Here is a 16,947-nt window from a genome sequence, read left to right as displayed (position 1 = left end):
AAAACGAAAACGCCCACCGGCGAGGGTGGGCGTCCGTACTCTCCTCGGAACTGTACGATCTAGGCGGCGATCACGCCTTCCTGCGGATCGCGCAGGACGTAGCCGCGGCCCCACACCGTCTCGATGTGGTGTTTGCCGTCGGCGGCGGCGGCCAGCTTCTTGCGCAGCTTGCAGATGAAGACGTCGATGATCTTCAGCTCGGGCTCGTCCATGCCGCCGTAGAGGTGGTTCAGGAACATCTCCTTCGTGAGGGTCGTGCCCTTCCGAAGCGAGAGGAGCTCCAGCATCTGGTATTCCTTGCCGGTCAGGTGGACGCGGATGCCGTTCACCTCGACCGTCTTGGCGTCCAGGTTGACCGTAATGTCGCCGGTCCTGATGACCGACTGCGCATGGCCCTTGGAGCGGCGGACCACGGCGTGGATGCGGGCGACCAGCTCGTCCTTGTGGAAGGGCTTGGTCATGTAGTCGTCGGCTCCGCCGGAGAAGGTCTTCACCTTCGTCTCGATCTCGGCCGTGCCCGACAGGATCATGATCGGGGTGTTGATCTTGCCGACCCGCAGCGTGCGCAGCACGTCCATGCCGCTCATGTCCGGCAGGTTCAGGTCCAGCAGGATCAGGTCGTAGTCGTAGATCTTGCCCAGATCGACGCCTTCCTCACCGAGGTCGGTGGTATAGACGTTGAAGCCCTCGGACTTCAGCATCAGTTCGATGCTTTGCGCGGTAGCGCTGTCGTCCTCGATCAACAGTACGCGCATTCGCCTCTCCTAACGACTACCCGCAAGCCCCAGCGAATTCTTCGGAATCCGCCCACACCTCGCCGTCACCTTGCCAGCGAGTTAATTTAAGACTGGTTAATGAGAACTAGCCCGTCTGACCGAATCGTTAACGTGATTTGAGAATCCGACTCAAGCGGCCTCGTGAGGGGTGCGACTCACGGGTCCGTTGAATCTTTTGTGATTGGACGGCCCGCCCGAAGCAGGGGGCGGGAACGCCTCGACGGGGTCGCGGGTTTTCGGCCTCGAAGCGAAGGTGAGACGCCATGCAGCCGACCCCAGAGATCCCGCCCGACATTCCGTCCGAAACCGGCCGCTCCAGCCTGCTCGGCCGCGAACGGCTGAAGCGCATGGGCGCGATCATTCCCGTGGTGCGCCCCGTCGCCCGCTACGTTCCCAAGAACCCCGTGCTGCTGATCGGCGCGGCGGCCCTGGGCGTGGCCGGGGTGCTGGCCTGGCGCAACCGTCGCCGGATCGCCGAGGCGGCCAGGCCCATGCTGGAGAGCGCCGCCGCGCGCGGCCAGACGGTGCGCCAGCGGCTGCCGTGGCGGCGGGAGGCGGGCGCTACCGAGGGCGTGCAGGAGAGCCTGCACTAACGCCTTGCGCCGGCCTGCGTCCCCGCGCAACTAAGGCGGGCTTGTTTGGGGGAGGGAACATGCAACGCTCTCTGATGGTCGGCCTGATGGCCGTCGCGGCGGGGCTGGCCGGTTCGGCGGCGGCCCAGGCTCCCGCGAAGGTGGGGGCGACCGGCCTTGGACTGCCCATATCGTGCCCGCAGACCCTCACCATGTCGTCGGAGAGCGTGCCGCCGATCTTCTCGCCGGTGCAGCAGCTCTACATCCTGGCCCGCGCCGAGCTTGGCGGCGGAAAGGCGCGCTGCGTCTACCTCAACAACAACACCGGCGCGGAGATGCCGCTGGAGGCCAACGCGCCGAACTGCCAGCCTCTGGTTCCGCAGAACTGGTCCAGCATGTTCGCGTCGCAGGGTTCCATCGCCTGCACGCGCGGCGCCGTGTGCACCTTCCGTTGCAACTGACGCCCGCCGCGGCGGCGATCTTCACCGCCGCTTAACGCCGAACACCCGAATCTTGATGCGGCTGGTTTGGGGGCGTTCGTGCAGAGTCTGACAGCCGCCATCGAGCGGCTCGATCCGTTGACGGTGTCCGGCCGCGTCGCGGCCGTGAACGGCCTCCTGATCGAGGCCCGGGGCGGGCTGACGCGCCTGGCCGTCGGCGCGCGCGCCGAGATCGCCCGCTTCGGCCATGACCCGCTGGCCGCCGAGGTGGTGGGCTTCCGCGACACCCGCGCCCTCCTGATGCCGTTCGGACCCGTCGAGGGCGTGGCGCCCGGGGCCGAGATCCGCATCGAACCGCAAGGGTCGGCCGTGCGCCCCACGCGCGCCTGGCTGGGCCGCATCGTCGACGCCTTCGGCCATCCCATCGACGGCAAGGGGCCTCTGCCCCAGGGCCTGGCGAGCTACCCCCTGCGCGCCCCGCCGCCGGCCGCCCACGCGCGGGCCCGGGTGGGCGAGCGCCTGGACCTGGGCGTGCGGGCCATGAACGTCTTCACCACCTGCTGCCGCGGCCAGCGCCTGGGCGTCTTCGCCGGCTCCGGCGTCGGCAAGTCGGTGCTGCTCTCGATGCTGGCCAAGAACGCCGACTGCGACGCCGTCGTGGTCGGCCTGATCGGCGAGCGGGGCCGCGAGGTCCGCGAGTTCATCGAGGAGACCCTGGGCGAGGAGGGGCTGAAGCGCGCCATCGTCGTGGTCGCCACCTCGGACGAGCCGGCGCTCAAGCGTCGCCAGGCCGCCTACATGACCATGGCCATCGCCGAGTTCCTGCGCGACCAGGACCTGGAGGTCCTGTGCCTGATGGACAGCGTCACGCGCTTCGCCATGGCCCAGCGCGAGATCGGCCTGGCCGCCGGCGAGCCGCCGACCACCAAGGGCTACACCCCCACCGTCTTCACCGAACTGCCCAAGCTGCTGGAGCGGGCGGGCCCCGGGCCCATCCGCCCGGACGGCACGCGGGCGGGGCCGATCACCGGCCTCTTCACCGTGCTGGTGGACGGCGACGACCACAACGAGCCCATCGCCGACGCGGTGCGCGGCATCCTGGACGGCCACATCGTCATGGAGCGGGTCATCGCCGAGCGCGGCCGCTTCCCGGCCATCAACGTGCTGAAGTCGATCAGCCGGACCATGCCGGGCTGCCAGCAGCCGCACGAGCGCGAGGTCGTGAAACAGGCCCGCCAGGCGCTGTCGGCCTACGCCAACATGGAGGAGCTGATCCGCATCGGCGCCTACCGCGCCGGCGCCGATCCGCTGATCGACCGGGCCATCGCGCTCAATCCCGCCCTCGAGGCGTTCCTGGCGCAGGACCCGCACGACGCCACCGGGCTGGAGGAGTCCTTCGCCGGCCTGGCCATGATCCTGGGCGGTGTTCCTGAGCAGATCGAGGTCGCCGCATGAGCTGGTCGCAGTCCCTCATCAAGCTCGCCTCCTATGAGGTGGAGACCCTGCAGAAGCGCCTGGCCGAGGTGGTGGACCGCCGCATGGCCGCGCAGCAGCGGCTGGCCCGCCTACTGGCGGAGGCCGACGCCGAGATCGCCGGGGCGGCGACCGATCCGCAGGCGGGGCTGAGCATCGCGGCCTATCTGGAGGGGCTGCGGCTGAAGAAGACAGCCATCCAGGCCGACATCGAGACCCTGCTGGCCGAGGAGGCCGGCGCCCGCGACGCCCTCACCGAGGCGTTCGAGGCCCAGAAGAAGTACGAGCAGGTGGCCGAGTCCGCGCGCCTGCTGGAGCTGAAGGAAGCCGGCCGCCGCGAGAGCGCCGCCCTGGACGAGCTGGGCCTCCGGAAGGCCCGCTAGGCCTTGTCCACATCGGTGACGCCCCATTCTCTTCCCCCGATGGGGGAGGAGAGACGGCGGAGCCTCCGATGAACCCGATCGAACCTAGCGCCCCTGGCGGGCGCGTTCCTCTTCGACGTCGCGGCGCAGGACCGCCAGGTCCTCGCTGATCTTGAAGATCGTCACGTAGAACTCGCAGAACGAGCGCCACAGCAGCACGGCGGCGGCCACGCCCAGCAGGCCCACGGCCAGCACCGCCAGCGCTAGGAAGATGCCCAGGATGCTGCCCTCCCGGACGGCCACGCCCACCGTGGCGCCCAGCACGCCGAAGGCCATGATGGCGATGACGCCGATGCCCGCCCAGTAGACCAGGTGGATCACCTGGTTGGTCATCAGCCGCTCGAAGGTCAGCAGGTCCCAGAGGAACTGCGCGCCCGGGCCGTGGGGTCTTTCGAGAGGTCGCCGCATCCGAAACCTGAGACTCAAAGAGGCGCCCCTGCGACGGGGCCTGTCCGGAGCGAACGGCTACCAGCCGGAACGTCCGCCTGCAACGGGCGAGAGGTCGGACCGTGCTGGCGCATGGTCCCCCTCCTCCGATGGGGGAGGAGAGGGCCGGGCCGGACGGAGGCGGGTCGGATCTAGATCGCTCCCACCGTCCGCAGGCGGGCCCGGGGGTGGATCTCGCTCTGGCTCATCACCGGGGTCTGGCCGCGGAAGCGCTCGATGATCGAGCGGACGTAGGGCCGGATGCCGGGGCTGGTCAGCAGGACGGGCGTGTCGCCCGCCAGGGCCGCGCGCTCGAAGGTTTCGCGGACGCCGCGGATGAAGTCCTGCAGGCGCGAGGGGGCGAGCGCGAGCTGCTTGTCCTCGCCCTGGCCGACCAGCGCCTCGGCGAAGGCGGTCTCCCACTCGGGCGACAGGGTGACGATCGGAAGGGCCCCGTCGTCGCCCCGGTGGGCGTAGCAGAGCTGGCGGGCCAGCCGGGCGCGGACCTGTTCGACGAGCAGGGTGATGGAGCTGGTGTGCGGGGCGGTCTCGCCCACGCCTTCCAGGATGGCGCCCAGGTCCCGGATCGAGACGCGCTCGCGCAGCAGGGCCTGGAGCACGCGCTGGATGGTGGTGACGCTGACGACGCCGGGCACCAGGTCGTCCACCAGCTTCTTCTGCTGGGCGGGCAGGTCGGCGAGCAGCTTCTGCACCTCGGCGTACGAGAGCAGCTCGGGCATGTTCTCCTTGAGGATCTCGGTCAGGTGGGTGGTCAGCACCGTGGCCGGGTCGACGATGGTGTAGCCGCGGAAGGTGGCCTCCTCGCGCAGGCCGTCGTCGATCCAGGTGGCCGGCAGGCCGAAGGCCGGCTCCTTCACATGCTCGCCGGGCAACTCCACCTGGCCGCCGCGCGGGTCCATGGCCATGAGCTGGCCCAGGCGCACCTCGCCCGAACCCGCCTCCATCTCCTTGATCCGGATGCAGTAGCCCTGGGAGGGCAGGCGCATGTTGTCCAGGATGCGCACGCTGGGCATCACGAAGCCGAAGTCGGCGGCCAGGGTCTTGCGCAGCGCCTTGATCTGGTCGGTGAGGCGGCGCCCGTCGAGGTCGTTGATCAGCCCCAGCAGGCCATAGCCCAGCTCGATCTTGATCTCGTCGATGGCGAGCGTGCTCGAGATCGGCTCCTCCTCCTCGGCGGGAGCCGCCGGCGCCACCTCGACAACCTCCGGCTCGGCGGCCTTCTGCGACCGCCGCCAGGCCAGCGCGCCCGCGCCCATCGAGATCAGGGCGAAGGGGATGATCGGCATGCCCGGGATGAACGCGATGACGCCGGCCGCCGCCGAGACCATGCCCAGGCTGATCGGGTTCATGGCGAGCTGAGCGACCAGGGCCTTGTCGGCCGCGCCCTCCACGCCCGCCTTCGAGACCAGCAGGCCCGCGGCGATCGAGATGACCAGCGCCGGGATCTGGCTCACCAGGCCGTCGCCGATGGTCATCAGGGTGTAGCTGGAGGCCGCCTGGGCCAGCGGGACCTTGTGCTGGATCACCCCGATCAGGATGCCGCCGATCACGTTGATCGCCACGATCACCAGGCCCGCCACGGCGTCGCCGCGGACGAACTTCGAGGCGCCGTCCATGGCCCCGAAGAAGGTGCTCTCCTGCTCCAGCTCCTTGCGGCGCCTCTTGGCCTCGTCCTGCTCGATCAGGCCGGCCGACAGGTCGGCGTCGATGGCCATCTGCTTGCCGGGCATGGAGTCCAGGGTGAAGCGCGCCGACACCTCGGCGATGCGGCCCGAGCCCTTGGTGATGACCACGAAGTTCACCAGCACAAGGATGGCGAACACGATCACGCCGATGACGTAATTGCCCCCCATCATCAGCTTGCCGAACGTCTCGATGACGTGGCCCGCGCCGTGGGCGCCCTCGTGGCCGTGGCCCAGGATCAGCCGGGTCGAGGCGATGTTGAGGCCCAGCCGGTAGAGCGTCGCCACCAGCAGCACGGTGGGGAAGGACGTGAACTCCAGCGGCTTCTTGATCAGCAGCGCCGTCATCAGGATCAGGACGGCCGAGGCGATCGACACCGCGAGCAGCGCGTCCAGCAGCAGCGCCGGCACGGGCAGGATCAGCAGGACGATGATGCCGACGATGCCGAGCGCCAGGCCCACCTCGCCGCGCGCGAGCCAGCCCCACACCTCCTTGGGCGACGGCGCCGCGGAGACGCGGCCGGAGAACCCCGTGTCGGCCATCAGGCGAGCCCCTCGCGCACCAGCCGGCCGACCTCGGCCAGGACCTCTTCACGCACCGCCAGGGGAACCTTGGTCGCCGTGACGTAGCCGGCCGCCAGGATCAGGCCGCCGCCGGGCGGCCAGAAGACCGCCACGTCGTTGGCGGAGCCGTTGTCGCCCGTCCCCGTCTTGTCCCCGGCCCGCCAACCGGCCGGGAGGTTCGCGCGCAGGCGCTTCAGGCCCGTGGAGGTCCCTTCGAGCCACACCGAGAGCCGTTCCCGGGACGCCGGCTTCAGGACGTCGCCCTGCAGCAGCTTCGCGCAGACGCGGGTCATGGCGGCGGGCGTGGTGGTGTCGCGCGGATCGCCGGGGATGGAGCTGTTGAGTTCGGTCTCCCAGCGGTCGAGGCGGGTGACGTCGTCGCCGATGGCCCGCAGCCAGGCCGTCAGGCCCGCCGGCCCGCCGACCGTCTTAAGCAGCAGGTTGGCGGCCGGATTGTCGCTCACCTGGACGATGGCCTCGCACAGCGCCTCGACGCTCAGGCGTCCCTCGGCGAGGTGCGCGGCGGTGACCGGGGCGTGCGGGAGCATGTCCGCTGGGCCGTAGGCGATCGCGCGGTCGAGCTGCTCCTCGCCCGCATCGACCCGGACGAGCACGCGCGCCGCCAGCAGGGTCTTGAAGGTCGAGCACATCGGGAAGCGCTCGCCGGCCCGGTAGGAGAGGTTCGCCTTGCCGTTCGTGGCGTGGACGCCCAGCCGTCCGCCTTCGAGCCGGCGCTCCAGGGCCTGGAAGTCGGGCAGGGGCGCGGCGGCGCCCAGCACGACGGCCGCGCCGCCCGCCAGGACGGCCCGCCGGGGCAGGTGGAGGACGCCGCCGCGGCTCACGCCGCGCTCGCGCCCGTCTGCGGCGCCGGCACGGCCACGCCCGCCTCGGAATATTCCTTCAGCTTGTTGCGCAGGGTGCGGATCGAGATGCCCAGGATGGTGGCCGCGTGCGTGCGGTTGCCCAGGCAGTGCTGCAGCGTGTCGAGGATGAGCTGCTGCTCCATCTCGGCCACGGTCTGGCCCACGAAGCCGCGGGTCGCCGTCTCGGCGGCCAGCGAGGCGGCCTGGGCGGCGCGGGCGTGCGGATCGGCCGGCGCGAGCGGCTGGCCGTCGGGCAGGCGGATGGCGTGCTCGTCGATCTCGGGGCCGACCGCCAGCAGGACGGCGCGGTGGATGGCGTTCTCCAGCTCGCGCACGTTGCCGGGCCAGCGGTGGGCGGCCAGCCTGCGCTTGGCCTCGGCCGACAGCGGCTTCTCGGGCATGCCATTGGCGGCGGCGTATTTCTTCACGAAATGCTCGGCCAGCGCCACCACGTCGCCCGGCCGGTCGCGCAGCGGCGGCAGGCGCAGGTTCACGACGTTCAGGCGGTAGAGCAGGTCCTCGCGGAACACCCCGTCCTTCACGGCCTGGGCGAGGTCGCGGTTCGAGGTGGCCAGGATGCGGATGTCCACCTTCACGGGCTTGGTCCCGCCGACGCGGTCGATCTCGCGTTCCTGGAGCGCGCGAAGCAGCTTCGCCTGAAGCCGGGCGTCCATCTCCGAGATTTCGTCGAGCAGCAGGGTGCCGCCGTTGGCCTCCTCGAACTTGCCGACGCGGCGGGCCACGGCGCCGGTGAAAGCGCCCTTCTCGTGGCCGAACAGTTCGCTCTCCAGGAGGTTCTCGGGGATGGCCGCGCAGTTGACAGAGATGAACGGCCGGCTGGCGCGGCGGGACTTCTGGTGGACGTAGCGGGCGATGACCTCCTTGCCCGCGCCGCTCTCGCCGGTGATCAGGATCGAGGCGTCCGACGGCGCCACCTGGTCGGCGAGTTGGATGACCTGCTCCATGATCGGGTCGCGGACGACCATCGGCCGGTTGTCGTCCGACACCGCCGACAGCACGGCGGCGATCAGCTCGGCCTCGGGCGGCAGGGGGATGAACTCCTTGGCGCCGGCGCGGATGGCGTCGGAGGCGCGCTTGGGGTCGGCGCCCACGCCGCAGGCGACGACCGGCACCCGGATCCGCTCGGCCTCGTTGGCCGCGATCAGCTCGGCGATGTCGAGCTCATAGTCCACCATGAGGAGGTCGGCGCCCTGGCCGGCGCGCAGGGCGTGGGTGGCCGCGGCGATGGTCTCCACGTGGCTGACCTTGGCGCCCGCGCCCATCGCCATCTTCACGGCGGTGGAGAGCTGACCGCTCAGTTTTCCGACGACCAGAAGCCGCATCGGGATACTCCTTCGCAACGCCGGGCCCGTCAGGCCGCGGCGTCATCGCCCTTGATGATTTCCGTCATGGTCACGCCCAGGCGCTCGTCGACGATGACGACCTCGCCGCGGGCCACCAGGCGGTTGTTCACGTAGATGTCGATCGCCTCGCCGACCTTGCGGTCGAGCTCCAGCACGCTGCCCTGGCCGAGCTGGAGGAGCTGGGCCACCGACAGGGTCGAGCGTCCCAGCACCGCCGAGATGCTCACCGGCACGTCGAAGACCGGCGCGAGGTCCGTGGCCGTCTTGTCCTCATCGGCCGTGGTTTCGGGCAGGGCGCCTTCCTCGGGTCCGAATTCGTCGAGCTTCAGGTCGTCGTCCGCCATGGATCTAGCTTTCGCTGCCGGGGATGAGGGGTTCGGCGTGCAGGCCCTCGGCGGCCAGCGCCGCCTCCAGGGCCCGGGTCACGCGCTCGGCCGCCGCGGCCGGGTCGAAGCTGGCCGCGCCGTCGCCGAAGTCGAGGGTGAAGGCGTTGGGGCCGAAGGCGCCTTCGGGCTTGACCACGATGGCGCCCTCGAAGCCGAGGGACCGGGCCGTCTCGTCCAGCACTGCCTGGAGACCCCCGGCCAGCGCCGGCTCGGCGCTGACCACCAGGCGCGGCTGGGCCTCGATCTCGCGGGCGAGCGCCGTCAGGGCGGCCTGCAACGGGGCCTGGGGGAAGCGCTCCAGCGCGGCGTCCGCGATCGCCCGGGCGCAGGCCAGCGCCAGCCCCGCTGACCCGACCCGGTGCTCGTGGGCGACTTCCGCCAGCCGGGGCAGCGCCTGGCCGCAGGCCGCCGCGACCGCCTGCAGCGCCTGCGCCTGCTGGGCGGCGATCGTGGCCATGGCCTGGGCCTGGCCCTCGGCGAAGGCCGCCTGCCGGATCTGTTCCACTTCCTCGGCCGGGAACAGCCGCTTGGGACGCGGCGCCTGGAAGGCCACGCCGCCGCCGGCGTCGAACTCCGTGTCGAAGGTGAATTTCTCGGGCGCCTGCGACATCAGTAGACGAGCTCATCATCGCCGCTGGCGCCGGCCAGCATGATCTCGCCCTTGTTGGCGAGGTCCTTGGCCACCTGCACGATGGCCATCTGCGCCTGGTCGACGTCGCGCAGGCGCACGGGGCCCATGGTCTCCATGTCCTCGCGCATGATCTTGGCCGCGCGCTCGGACATGTTGGAGAAGAACATCTCGCGCAGGCTGTCCGAGGCGCCCTTGAGGGCGAGGCCGAGCTGGTCCTTCTCGACCGTGCGCAGCAGGGTCTGGACGCCGCCCGGATCGAGCTTGGAGAGGTCCTCGAAGACGAACATCAGGGCGCGGATGCGCTCGGCCGCCTCGCGGTTGCGCTCCTCAAGCGCGGTCAGGAAGCGGGATTCCGTCTGGCGGTCGAAGGCGTTGAAGATGTCCGCCATCATCTCGTGGCTGTCGCGCTTGGAGGTGCGCGCGAGGTTCGACATGAACTCGGTCCGCAGCGTCTGCTCGATCTTGTCCAGGATGTCGCGCTGCACCGGCTCCATGCGCAGCATGCGCATGACGCACTCCAGGGCGAAGTCCTCGGGCAGGGCGGCCAGGACGCGGGCGGCGTGCTCGGATTTGATCTTGGAGAGCACCACCGCGACGGTCTGCGGGTATTCGTTCTTCAGATAGTTGGCGAGCACGGCCTCGTTCACGTTGCCGAGCTTGTCCCACATGGTCCGGCCGGCGGGCCCACGGATCTCCTCCATGAGCTGGTCCACCTTGTCGCCCGGCATGATCGAGGCCAGCAGGCGCTGGGTCTGCTCGAACGAGCCCATGATCGCGCCCGTGGCCGACATGCCCGACACGAACTCCACCAGCAGGTCCTCGACCACCGAGGAGTGCACGGTGCCCAGGCTGGCCATGGCCTGGGAGATTTCCTTGATCTCGTCCTCGTCGAGCTGCTGCCACACGCTGGCGTGCTCCTCGCCCAGCGCGAGCAGGACCACGGCCGCCTTCTCGGGGCCGGTCAGCTTGGCGGCGTCGCCGACGCTTTTGCCCTTCACCCGGCTCATGTCGTTTCGTGCAGCCAGCTACGGAGGATGGAGACCGACTCCTCCGGGTGCTTCTCGACGAACTCGGAGACGCGCTTGACCGAGCTGGCCTTCACCTGGCCCTCGATGCGCGCGATGTCGATCTTGGCTTCCAGTTCGCTCTGGCCGGGGCCGGGCAGGGCGAGCTGGCCCGAGCCGTCGACGGCGATCTGCATGGGCTGGCCGTCCGGCGTGGTGACGACATGGGTCACCTGCGGCTGGCCGGCGATCATCATGGGGACGCCGCCGCCGGCGCCGCCGGTGGCGCTCTTCAGGAGCGGCCGGGCCACGAAGATCAGCATCAGGACGCCCACCAGGGCCATCACGCCGATCTCGGCGGCGCGCATGATGTCGTTCTTGTCGAAGCCCATCAGGGGATTGGCGGCCTCAACGCCGCCGGAGGTCTCCGGCGCCGGGAAGCGGACGTTGATCACGCTGACCTGGTCGCCGCGCTCCTGGTTGAAGCCCACGGCCGTGCGGACCAGCTGCTCGATGCGCTGCATCTCCTCGGCCGAGCGGGGCGTGTAGGCGCCGGGCTTGCCGTCGGCGCCCATGGCGGTGACGCCGTCCACGGCCACGGCCACCGACAGGCGCTTCACCTGCCCCGGCTCCTGCACTTCGGTGCGGACGGTCTTGGAGATCTCGTAGTTGGTGGTGGATTCCTGGCGGCCGCTCTGCGAGCCCGCGCCCCCGCCGCCGCCCAGGGCCGCCGCGCCCGGGATGTTGGCCGCGGCCGAGGCCTGGGTCGCCCCGTCCTCCTGGTTCTCGCGGCTGTTCTCGTCGGTGGTGGATTCCGAGCGGATCACCTGACCGTCGGGATCGAAGGTCTCCTGCTGGAGCGTGACGCGGGCCAACTCCAGCTCGGCGGCCACGTTCACCCGGGCCTTGCCGGCGCCGACGATGCCTTCCACCAGGTTCTTCACCTGCTTGGCGATGCGCTGCTCGACCTCGGACTTGCGGCCGTCGGCCTCGGCGGCCATGCCCGTGTCGCCGCCGGAGAGCGTCTTGGCGTGCTGGTCGACGACGGTGACGCGGTCGGGCTTCAGGTTGGGCACGGCGCCGGCCACCAGGTTCTGGATGGCGCGCACCTGGTCCCCGGTGGGCTCGCGGCCGCCGACGCCGATGTTCACCGCCGCCGAAGGCTGCTCGGCCTCCTCCTCGAAAAGCTGGCGCTTGGGAAGCACGAGGTGGACGCGGGCCGCGGTGATGCCGTCGAGGCCGCGGATGGTGCGGGCCAGCTCGCCCTCCAGGGCGCGCTGGCGGTTGAGCTGCTGGACGAAGTCGGTCTGGCCCAGCGCGTTGGCCTCGTCGAAGATCTCGTAGCCCACCGAGCCCGCCGTCGGCAGGCCCTTGGACGACAGCATCAGGCGGGTGGAGGCCACCTGGTCGCGTGGCACCAGGATGGTGGAGCCGTCGCCCTTCACGTCGTACTTGATACCCGCCTGGTCGAGGGCCTGGGTGATCGAGCCGGCTTCCTTCAGGTCGAGGTTGGAATAGAGCAGGGCCTTGGGTTCGCCGAGGTTCATGCTGATGGCGAAGAGCACGGCGGCGAGCCCCGCGCCGATCCCGATGATGGCCGCCAGCCGGCCGATCCCGAATCGCTGGATAGCCGCGAGCAACTGATTCAACGCGGGCGTCCTTCCCCCAGGTCGAAGGGCGCGCGGCATGCAGAGTCCGCCCTTCAGCTAGGCAGGATTTACCCAGTGGTTGGTAAACGGGGAGTTTAAGGTCTCACCCGCTCCAGGGCTCGAGCGCGCCCCAGAGGGCCAGGATCACCGAGAACGCGGCGTAGATCAGGACGGTGATCGTGAAGGCGATCTTCCTGAGGCCGCCCCAGGAGTCCACCCGTCGTCCGCCCTGCCAGATGGCCGGCAGGGCCGCTACGGTCACTGCCGTCAGGGCGGCGGCGACGAGGCCGCAGGTCGAGGCGGTGATGAGCAGCGGGCCGGGCCAGTCGAAGAACACCGCCGCCTCGTCCCTCGCGCGAACGCCCCAGGCCCCGGCAAGCCCCAGGGCGGCGAGCCAGAGGCCCGCCTGGATGTTCTGGGCGATCGCCGCGCGCGCCTGGATCTGGTTCTCGCGGAACTCGCGGCGGTTGCGGAAGAAGATGCCGACGAGTGTGGCGAGGGCGGCCAACGCTGTCAGGCCCGCCGTCAGCAGGAGGATGTTCGGATCGCGCCAGAACGGGGCACGCTCGACCCGCTCCGTGTTGTAGGCGGTCCGGAAGCTCGCGGCGTGGCCGTCCTGCATCTGGAACGCCAGGCGCTCATCGCCGGTGGCCGAGACGAAGCGGCCCTCGGCGAGCGGACCTTCCGGAACCCAGGACCTGATCCCTTCGCCGCCCACCGTTGTCAGCCGGCCTTCGGGGGTGACGCCCACCCGGGTCCCGCCGATCAACAGGCCGACGAATCCTTCCAGGCCGCCGTGCGCGCGCCGGCTGGTCAGGTAATAGCCTTCGAAGGCGTCGCGCTGCGTCAGCAGCTCGGCCGAGCCCGGGCGCGGGAAGGCCATGGGCGGCGCATAGAACTGGCGCACCAGGTGGCCGGCGAAGCCGCGGGTGAGCTTGTGGCCCTCGTCACTGTTGGTGGTGATGAAGATCCCCAGGTCCAGTTCGGGGATGACGACCATGCTGGAATGGAAGGACAGGGTCGCGCCGTCGTGGCCGTAGCCCCGGCGTCCGTCCGGCAGGTCGTAGACGATAAAGCCGTGGGCCCAGCCGTTGATCCCCGGCGGCGTGGCCTGCAGCGGCGTCCGGAACGCCCGGGCGGCGCCGGGGCCGAAGACCGTGGCGCCGTTCCACGTCCCGTTCCCCAGCAGCATCAGCATGTAGCGGGCCATGTCCCCGGCGGTGGAGGACGCCGCGCCGGCCGGGGCGATCTGGCCGATGTATTCGTAGGGCCGCACGGCGAAGCCCGGACCGGTCCACCAGTAGCCGCTGGCGGCGTCCGGGCGCAGGGCCTCGGCCATGGGCGCGGGCAGGCCGGCGCGGTCGGGCCGCGGTTCGCGGAAGGTGGTTCGGTCCATGCCCAGCGGCCGGGTGATCTCCTCCTCGACGAGCTGCTCGAAAGGCTTGCGGTTGAGGGTGGCGACGGCGAAGCCCGCCAGCGCCGCGCCGTAGTTGGAGTAGCTGGAGGCCACGCCCGCGCCGCGCACGCGCCTGGGCCGCTCCTGGCGCAGGTAGAGGTCGAGGGGACGGATGCGGCCGGGATCGCGCTCGAAGAGCTGACCCATCGCCGGATCGTCGAAGCCCGGGCTGTGGTCCATCAGGTTCCGCACCAGCACGGGTCGCTGGTAGCCCTGGGCCCGGATGCGCACCTTTTCGGGCAGGTAGTCGTTGATCGGCCGGTCCAGCCGGATGCGTCCCTTCTCCACCTCGTTCATCAGCAGGATCCAGGTGAAGGTCTTGGAGATCGAGCCGATGCGGAAGAGCGTCCGGTCGGGATCGACGGGCCGGCGGGGGTTGAGCCCGGCGAACCCGTAGCCCTTGTTCAGCACCACCTGCCCGCCCTGGACGACGGACACCGCCGCGCCCGCGATGTGCTCGCGGGCCATGGCGTCGCGGACCCAGCCGTCGACGAAGGCTTCCAGCTCGGGCTCGGGGATCGGCTGGCCGGTGGCGAGCCGCGCGCCCGCGGCCAGCGTCGGCAGGCCGGGAACCAGGGTCGGCGCGCCGGCCACGCCGGGGCCCGCTGCGGCCTCGCCGGTCGTTGCGGCAGGCGCCATCGCCGCCAGGGCCCGGGTTTTGGGCGCGGGGCGCTTGGGGCGAATCTGGGTGTAGGGCACGGGCGCGTCGGGCAGGTTCACGCCTGGTGGCGCCGATCGGGTCGGGGCGGCTTCGGGCGCGGCGGGTGGCGGCGCGAGCTCGGCCTCCTGGCCCCAGGCGCGCGCGCCGGAGAAGAGAACGGCCAGGGCCGTCACGACGGCCGCGATCTCCGAACGCATGGAGAGCTCCCCACCTCCGGCTATGTCCACGCGAAGGTTGTAGGGGGCGAAGGTGAGTCCCTCAAAGCGTGGCCGTGCGCTTTGTTCGGGCGGTCAGGGGAAGCCGTAGAGCGGCAGGATGGGCAGGAGCTCGGCGCCCACCGATAGCTGCGGTTCGGAGGGCGGGCTCACCTTCTCGGCCAGCTCGCGGCGCCGCACGCAGTCGCGGGTCGAGATCGCCAGCGCGCGGAAGTCCCGGGCCTGGGGCATGGAGCTCAGCACGCAGGCGTCGAAATAGGGGTAGCGGTCGGTCTCTCCGCAGCCGAACGAGGTCCGGTCGGGCCGGGCGGCGGTCAGCACCATGCGGTTGGGCGCCGAGAGCGGCTGGACGAACACGCCCGAGAAGCAGGCCGAGATCACCACCACCGTGGGCCGCCGCCCACAGGTCTGGTCCAGCATCAGGCGCAGGATGCGGGGCGGCAGGATGCGGTCGGCCACCACCGCCCCCTCGGGCGACCCATGGCTGGTGAGATAGAAGAGGCAGCCGCCCTGGGCCTGGGCGGTCAGGTTCTCCAGGGTTCGGTAGATCGCCTCGACGTCCGTCCTGGCCGGCCGCGTGGCCTTGTCCCGGTCGGGGCGGGTCGAGAACTGCCGCAGGTTGCCCGGCCGGAAGCCGACGCGGGTCAGGGCCTGGGCCACGTCGCGCCGGGCGTTGTCGAAGGCTTCGGTGGGCCCGCCGCCCGAGCCCTGCCAGTCGCCGGCGACGACGACGGCGCTCCAGTCGGAGAAGTCGGCCGCGCGCGCCGGGGCGCAAACCAGGGTGAGCCAGAGGCCCGCGATCGCAAGGATCAGGCGGGCCGGGCTCCCCATCTCACTTCTTGTAGTTGGCGAAGGGCGTCGGCAGCGCCGTGCCCGTGGCCTTGGCCAGCAGCCGGCCCTCGGGGTCGTAGAGCTCGCCCTCGGTGAAGGCGATCTGGCGCCCCCACTTGGCCACCCGGCCGATCCCGCGGATCTTCCCCGGCATGCCGGGCCGGAAGAAGCTGGTCTTCATCTCGAGCGTCGGGGCCACCGCCGTCATGCCCGAGGCGACCATGCAGGCCACGCTCATGCATTCGTCCAGCATGGCGCAGAGGTAGCCGCCCTGGATCTGGCGCATGGGGTTGAGCAGCAGCTCGGCCTTGGCGTCGAACTCGACCTCGACCGTGCGGTCGGCCTGGTTCACCCCCACCATCCGGAAGCCCAGCGTCTGGGAGCCCGTGGGCGGGTTCTTGGAGCGCTGGAACCGCTGGAGGATCGCCTCGTCGGTCAGGGCCTCGGGCTCGGGGCTCGCGACGTCGGTCATCCAGGGCTCACTTCTTCCGGAACTGGTCGAGGGACACGATCTTGGCCTCGCCCTCGGCGGGGGGCGGGGCGGCTTCGGGCTCGCTCTCGGGGGCGGCCTTCGCCTCGGCGGGGGCGGCCGGCGGCGGCTCGAACTGCAGCAGGAACTGCACCGAGGGATCGTAGAAGCGGGTCACCGCCGCGTAGGGGATCGACAGCCGCTTGGGCTGGCCGCCGAACTGCAGGGTCACCGAGAAGAACGTCTCGCCCGGCGCCAGGTCCCAGTACTGGTGCTGGAGGACGATGGTCATCTCGTCCGGGTACTTGGACAGGAGGTCGGACGGCCCCGAGACGCCGGCCGCGTCGGTCTTGAACGTGATGTAGAAGTGATGGGCCCCGGGCAGGCCGCCGGGCGCGGCGGCGCGCTTCAGCGCGGCCTTCACCACCCCCCGCAGCGCATCCTGCGCCAGCGATTCGTAGTTCATCAGGTCCTGGGCCGGGGGTTCCTGGGCCATGCGCACTCCGGAGACAACGGCGGATAGTTAGCGCCTGCCGCATCGCGCGCAAGGCGCGAAGCGCCGCAATGGGCGGTCAAATCTCCTTGGGCGGAGAACAGGACGGGAAGGTGAGGGGCTTCTGTCGCTAGGCGCCGGATAGGTGGGAGGATTCTGTTGCCAGGCTCCTCCCGGGCCCCGCCTAAGGATCTGAACCCCTAGGGCTTAGGTCGGATGTCTACCGGACCGCATTACGCGGCCAGGCGAACTTCCTCAGCGAAGTTATCGTTCGCATTTAGTTTAAGACCCGGAACGGTGGGTCAGGCCGGGAGAAAGCAACGCCTTTAGACGTCTGTCGATGCTGATCGGCCCCGCACTTTCCCGGCGATAACCCGGGGGAAGATCTTGGTGGAGCCGCCGGGAATCGCACCCGGGTCCAGTCCGCTTATTACGCGCGCGTTTATCCCCATAGTCGGGCGAACCCGACGCCGTGAATATAGGACGGCGCGGGCCGGATTTGAAGGTCCGCCGTTCGCGAAGCGCGGACGGCGGACGAATCTTCGCGGA

The 16,947-nt window shown here is 70.5% G+C and carries 17 protein-coding genes and 1 other RNA gene; 4 read left to right on the top strand and 14 right to left on the bottom strand.

Annotation, left to right across the window (positions count from 1 at the left end):
- Window positions 1-59 precede the first annotated feature (59 nt).
- On the bottom strand, window positions 60-755 hold the full coding sequence (ctrA, locus tag ACK4TT_RS00750; RefSeq protein ID WP_409635663.1) for a response regulator transcription factor CtrA: 696 nt from the start codon (window positions 753-755) through the stop codon (window positions 60-62).
- 284 nt (window positions 756-1,039) lie between these two features.
- Here ctrA and ACK4TT_RS00745 point away from each other — a divergent pair, with 284 nt between their 5' ends.
- The 4 genes from ACK4TT_RS00745 to ACK4TT_RS00730 all read left to right on the top strand — a co-directional run bounded on the left by ACK4TT_RS00745 (window position 1,040) and on the right by ACK4TT_RS00730 (window position 3,644).
- Window positions 1,040-1,369 (top strand): hypothetical protein, encoded by a 330-nt coding sequence (locus ACK4TT_RS00745; RefSeq protein WP_409635666.1) that lies wholly within the window; start codon window positions 1,040-1,042, stop codon window positions 1,367-1,369.
- A 59-nt stretch (window positions 1,370-1,428) separates the two neighbouring features.
- A complete protein-coding gene (locus ACK4TT_RS00740) occupies window positions 1,429-1,809 on the top strand; it encodes a hypothetical protein (RefSeq protein ID WP_409635669.1) in 381 nt (126 codons plus the stop codon).
- A 78-nt stretch (window positions 1,810-1,887) separates the two neighbouring features.
- Window positions 1,888-3,243 carry a flagellar protein export ATPase FliI gene (gene fliI, locus ACK4TT_RS00735; RefSeq protein WP_409635672.1) on the top strand — a complete coding sequence of 452 codons (1,356 nt, stop codon included), beginning with the start codon at window positions 1,888-1,890 and terminating at the stop codon, window positions 3,241-3,243.
- On the top strand, window positions 3,240-3,644 hold the full coding sequence (locus ACK4TT_RS00730; protein ID WP_409635675.1) for a flagellar export protein FliJ: 405 nt from the start codon (window positions 3,240-3,242) through the stop codon (window positions 3,642-3,644). Before fliI ends, ACK4TT_RS00730 begins: the two co-directional genes overlap by 4 nt.
- Window positions 3,645-3,728: 84 nt before the next feature.
- Here ACK4TT_RS00730 and ACK4TT_RS00725 read toward each other — a convergent pair whose 3' ends face one another.
- The 13 genes from ACK4TT_RS00725 to ssrA form a co-directional block, all read right to left on the bottom strand.
- Window positions 3,729-4,091: a DUF4282 domain-containing protein gene (locus ACK4TT_RS00725; protein ID WP_410212117.1), complete on the bottom strand. Its 363-nt coding sequence runs from the start codon at window positions 4,089-4,091 to the stop codon at window positions 3,729-3,731.
- Between the two features lie 170 nt (window positions 4,092-4,261).
- The gene (gene flhA / locus ACK4TT_RS00720; protein WP_410212116.1) at window positions 4,262-6,355 is read right to left on the bottom strand and encodes a flagellar biosynthesis protein FlhA; all 2,094 of its coding nucleotides are present in this window, start codon (window positions 6,353-6,355) and stop codon (window positions 4,262-4,264) included.
- Entirely contained in the window at window positions 6,355-7,218 is an 864-nt protein-coding gene (gene bla / locus ACK4TT_RS00715) for a class A beta-lactamase (protein ID WP_409635684.1), read from the bottom strand. Before bla ends, flhA begins: the two co-directional genes overlap by 1 nt.
- Window positions 7,215-8,582, bottom strand: coding sequence for a sigma-54-dependent transcriptional regulator (locus ACK4TT_RS00710; protein ID WP_409635687.1), 1,368 nt, complete (start codon window positions 8,580-8,582; stop codon window positions 7,215-7,217). The genes bla and ACK4TT_RS00710 overlap by 4 nt, the downstream gene beginning before the upstream one ends.
- A 29-nt stretch (window positions 8,583-8,611) precedes the next feature.
- A complete protein-coding gene (gene fliN / locus ACK4TT_RS00705; RefSeq protein WP_409635690.1) occupies window positions 8,612-8,947 on the bottom strand; it encodes a flagellar motor switch protein FliN in 336 nt (111 codons plus the stop codon).
- A 4-nt stretch (window positions 8,948-8,951) separates the two neighbouring features.
- Entirely contained in the window at window positions 8,952-9,599 is a 648-nt protein-coding gene (locus ACK4TT_RS00700) for a flagellar assembly protein FliH (protein ID WP_410212115.1), read from the bottom strand.
- The gene (gene fliG, locus ACK4TT_RS00695) at window positions 9,599-10,627 is read right to left on the bottom strand and encodes a flagellar motor switch protein FliG (protein ID WP_409635696.1); all 1,029 of its coding nucleotides are present in this window, start codon (window positions 10,625-10,627) and stop codon (window positions 9,599-9,601) included. The genes ACK4TT_RS00700 and fliG overlap by 1 nt, the downstream gene beginning before the upstream one ends.
- Window positions 10,624-12,273, bottom strand: coding sequence for a flagellar basal-body MS-ring/collar protein FliF (gene fliF, locus ACK4TT_RS00690; protein WP_409635700.1), 1,650 nt, complete (start codon window positions 12,271-12,273; stop codon window positions 10,624-10,626). Before fliF ends, fliG begins: the two co-directional genes overlap by 4 nt.
- A gap of 103 nt (window positions 12,274-12,376) precedes the next feature.
- Window positions 12,377-14,587 (bottom strand): serine hydrolase domain-containing protein, encoded by a 2,211-nt coding sequence (locus ACK4TT_RS00685; protein ID WP_410212114.1) that lies wholly within the window; start codon window positions 14,585-14,587, stop codon window positions 12,377-12,379.
- 93 nt (window positions 14,588-14,680) lie between these two features.
- Window positions 14,681-15,436 carry a C13 family peptidase gene (locus ACK4TT_RS00680; protein ID WP_409635705.1) on the bottom strand — a complete coding sequence of 252 codons (756 nt, stop codon included), beginning with the start codon at window positions 15,434-15,436 and terminating at the stop codon, window positions 14,681-14,683.
- A 1-nt stretch (window position 15,437) separates the two neighbouring features.
- A complete protein-coding gene (locus ACK4TT_RS00675; RefSeq protein ID WP_409635708.1) occupies window positions 15,438-15,908 on the bottom strand; it encodes a PaaI family thioesterase in 471 nt (156 codons plus the stop codon).
- Window positions 15,909-15,915: 7 nt separating this feature from the next.
- On the bottom strand, window positions 15,916-16,401 hold the full coding sequence (locus ACK4TT_RS00670; RefSeq protein ID WP_409635711.1) for an SspB family protein: 486 nt from the start codon (window positions 16,399-16,401) through the stop codon (window positions 15,916-15,918).
- 141 nt (window positions 16,402-16,542) lie between these two features.
- Window positions 16,543-16,906, bottom strand: a transfer-messenger RNA (tmRNA) gene (ssrA, locus tag ACK4TT_RS00665).
- Between the last annotated feature and the right edge of the window lie 41 nt (window positions 16,907-16,947).

Source organism: Phenylobacterium sp., assembly GCF_046463815.1.
In the GTDB taxonomy this organism is placed as follows: Bacteria; Pseudomonadota; Alphaproteobacteria; order Caulobacterales; family Caulobacteraceae; genus Phenylobacterium.
This window is presented reverse-complemented; position numbering and strand designations above follow the sequence as displayed.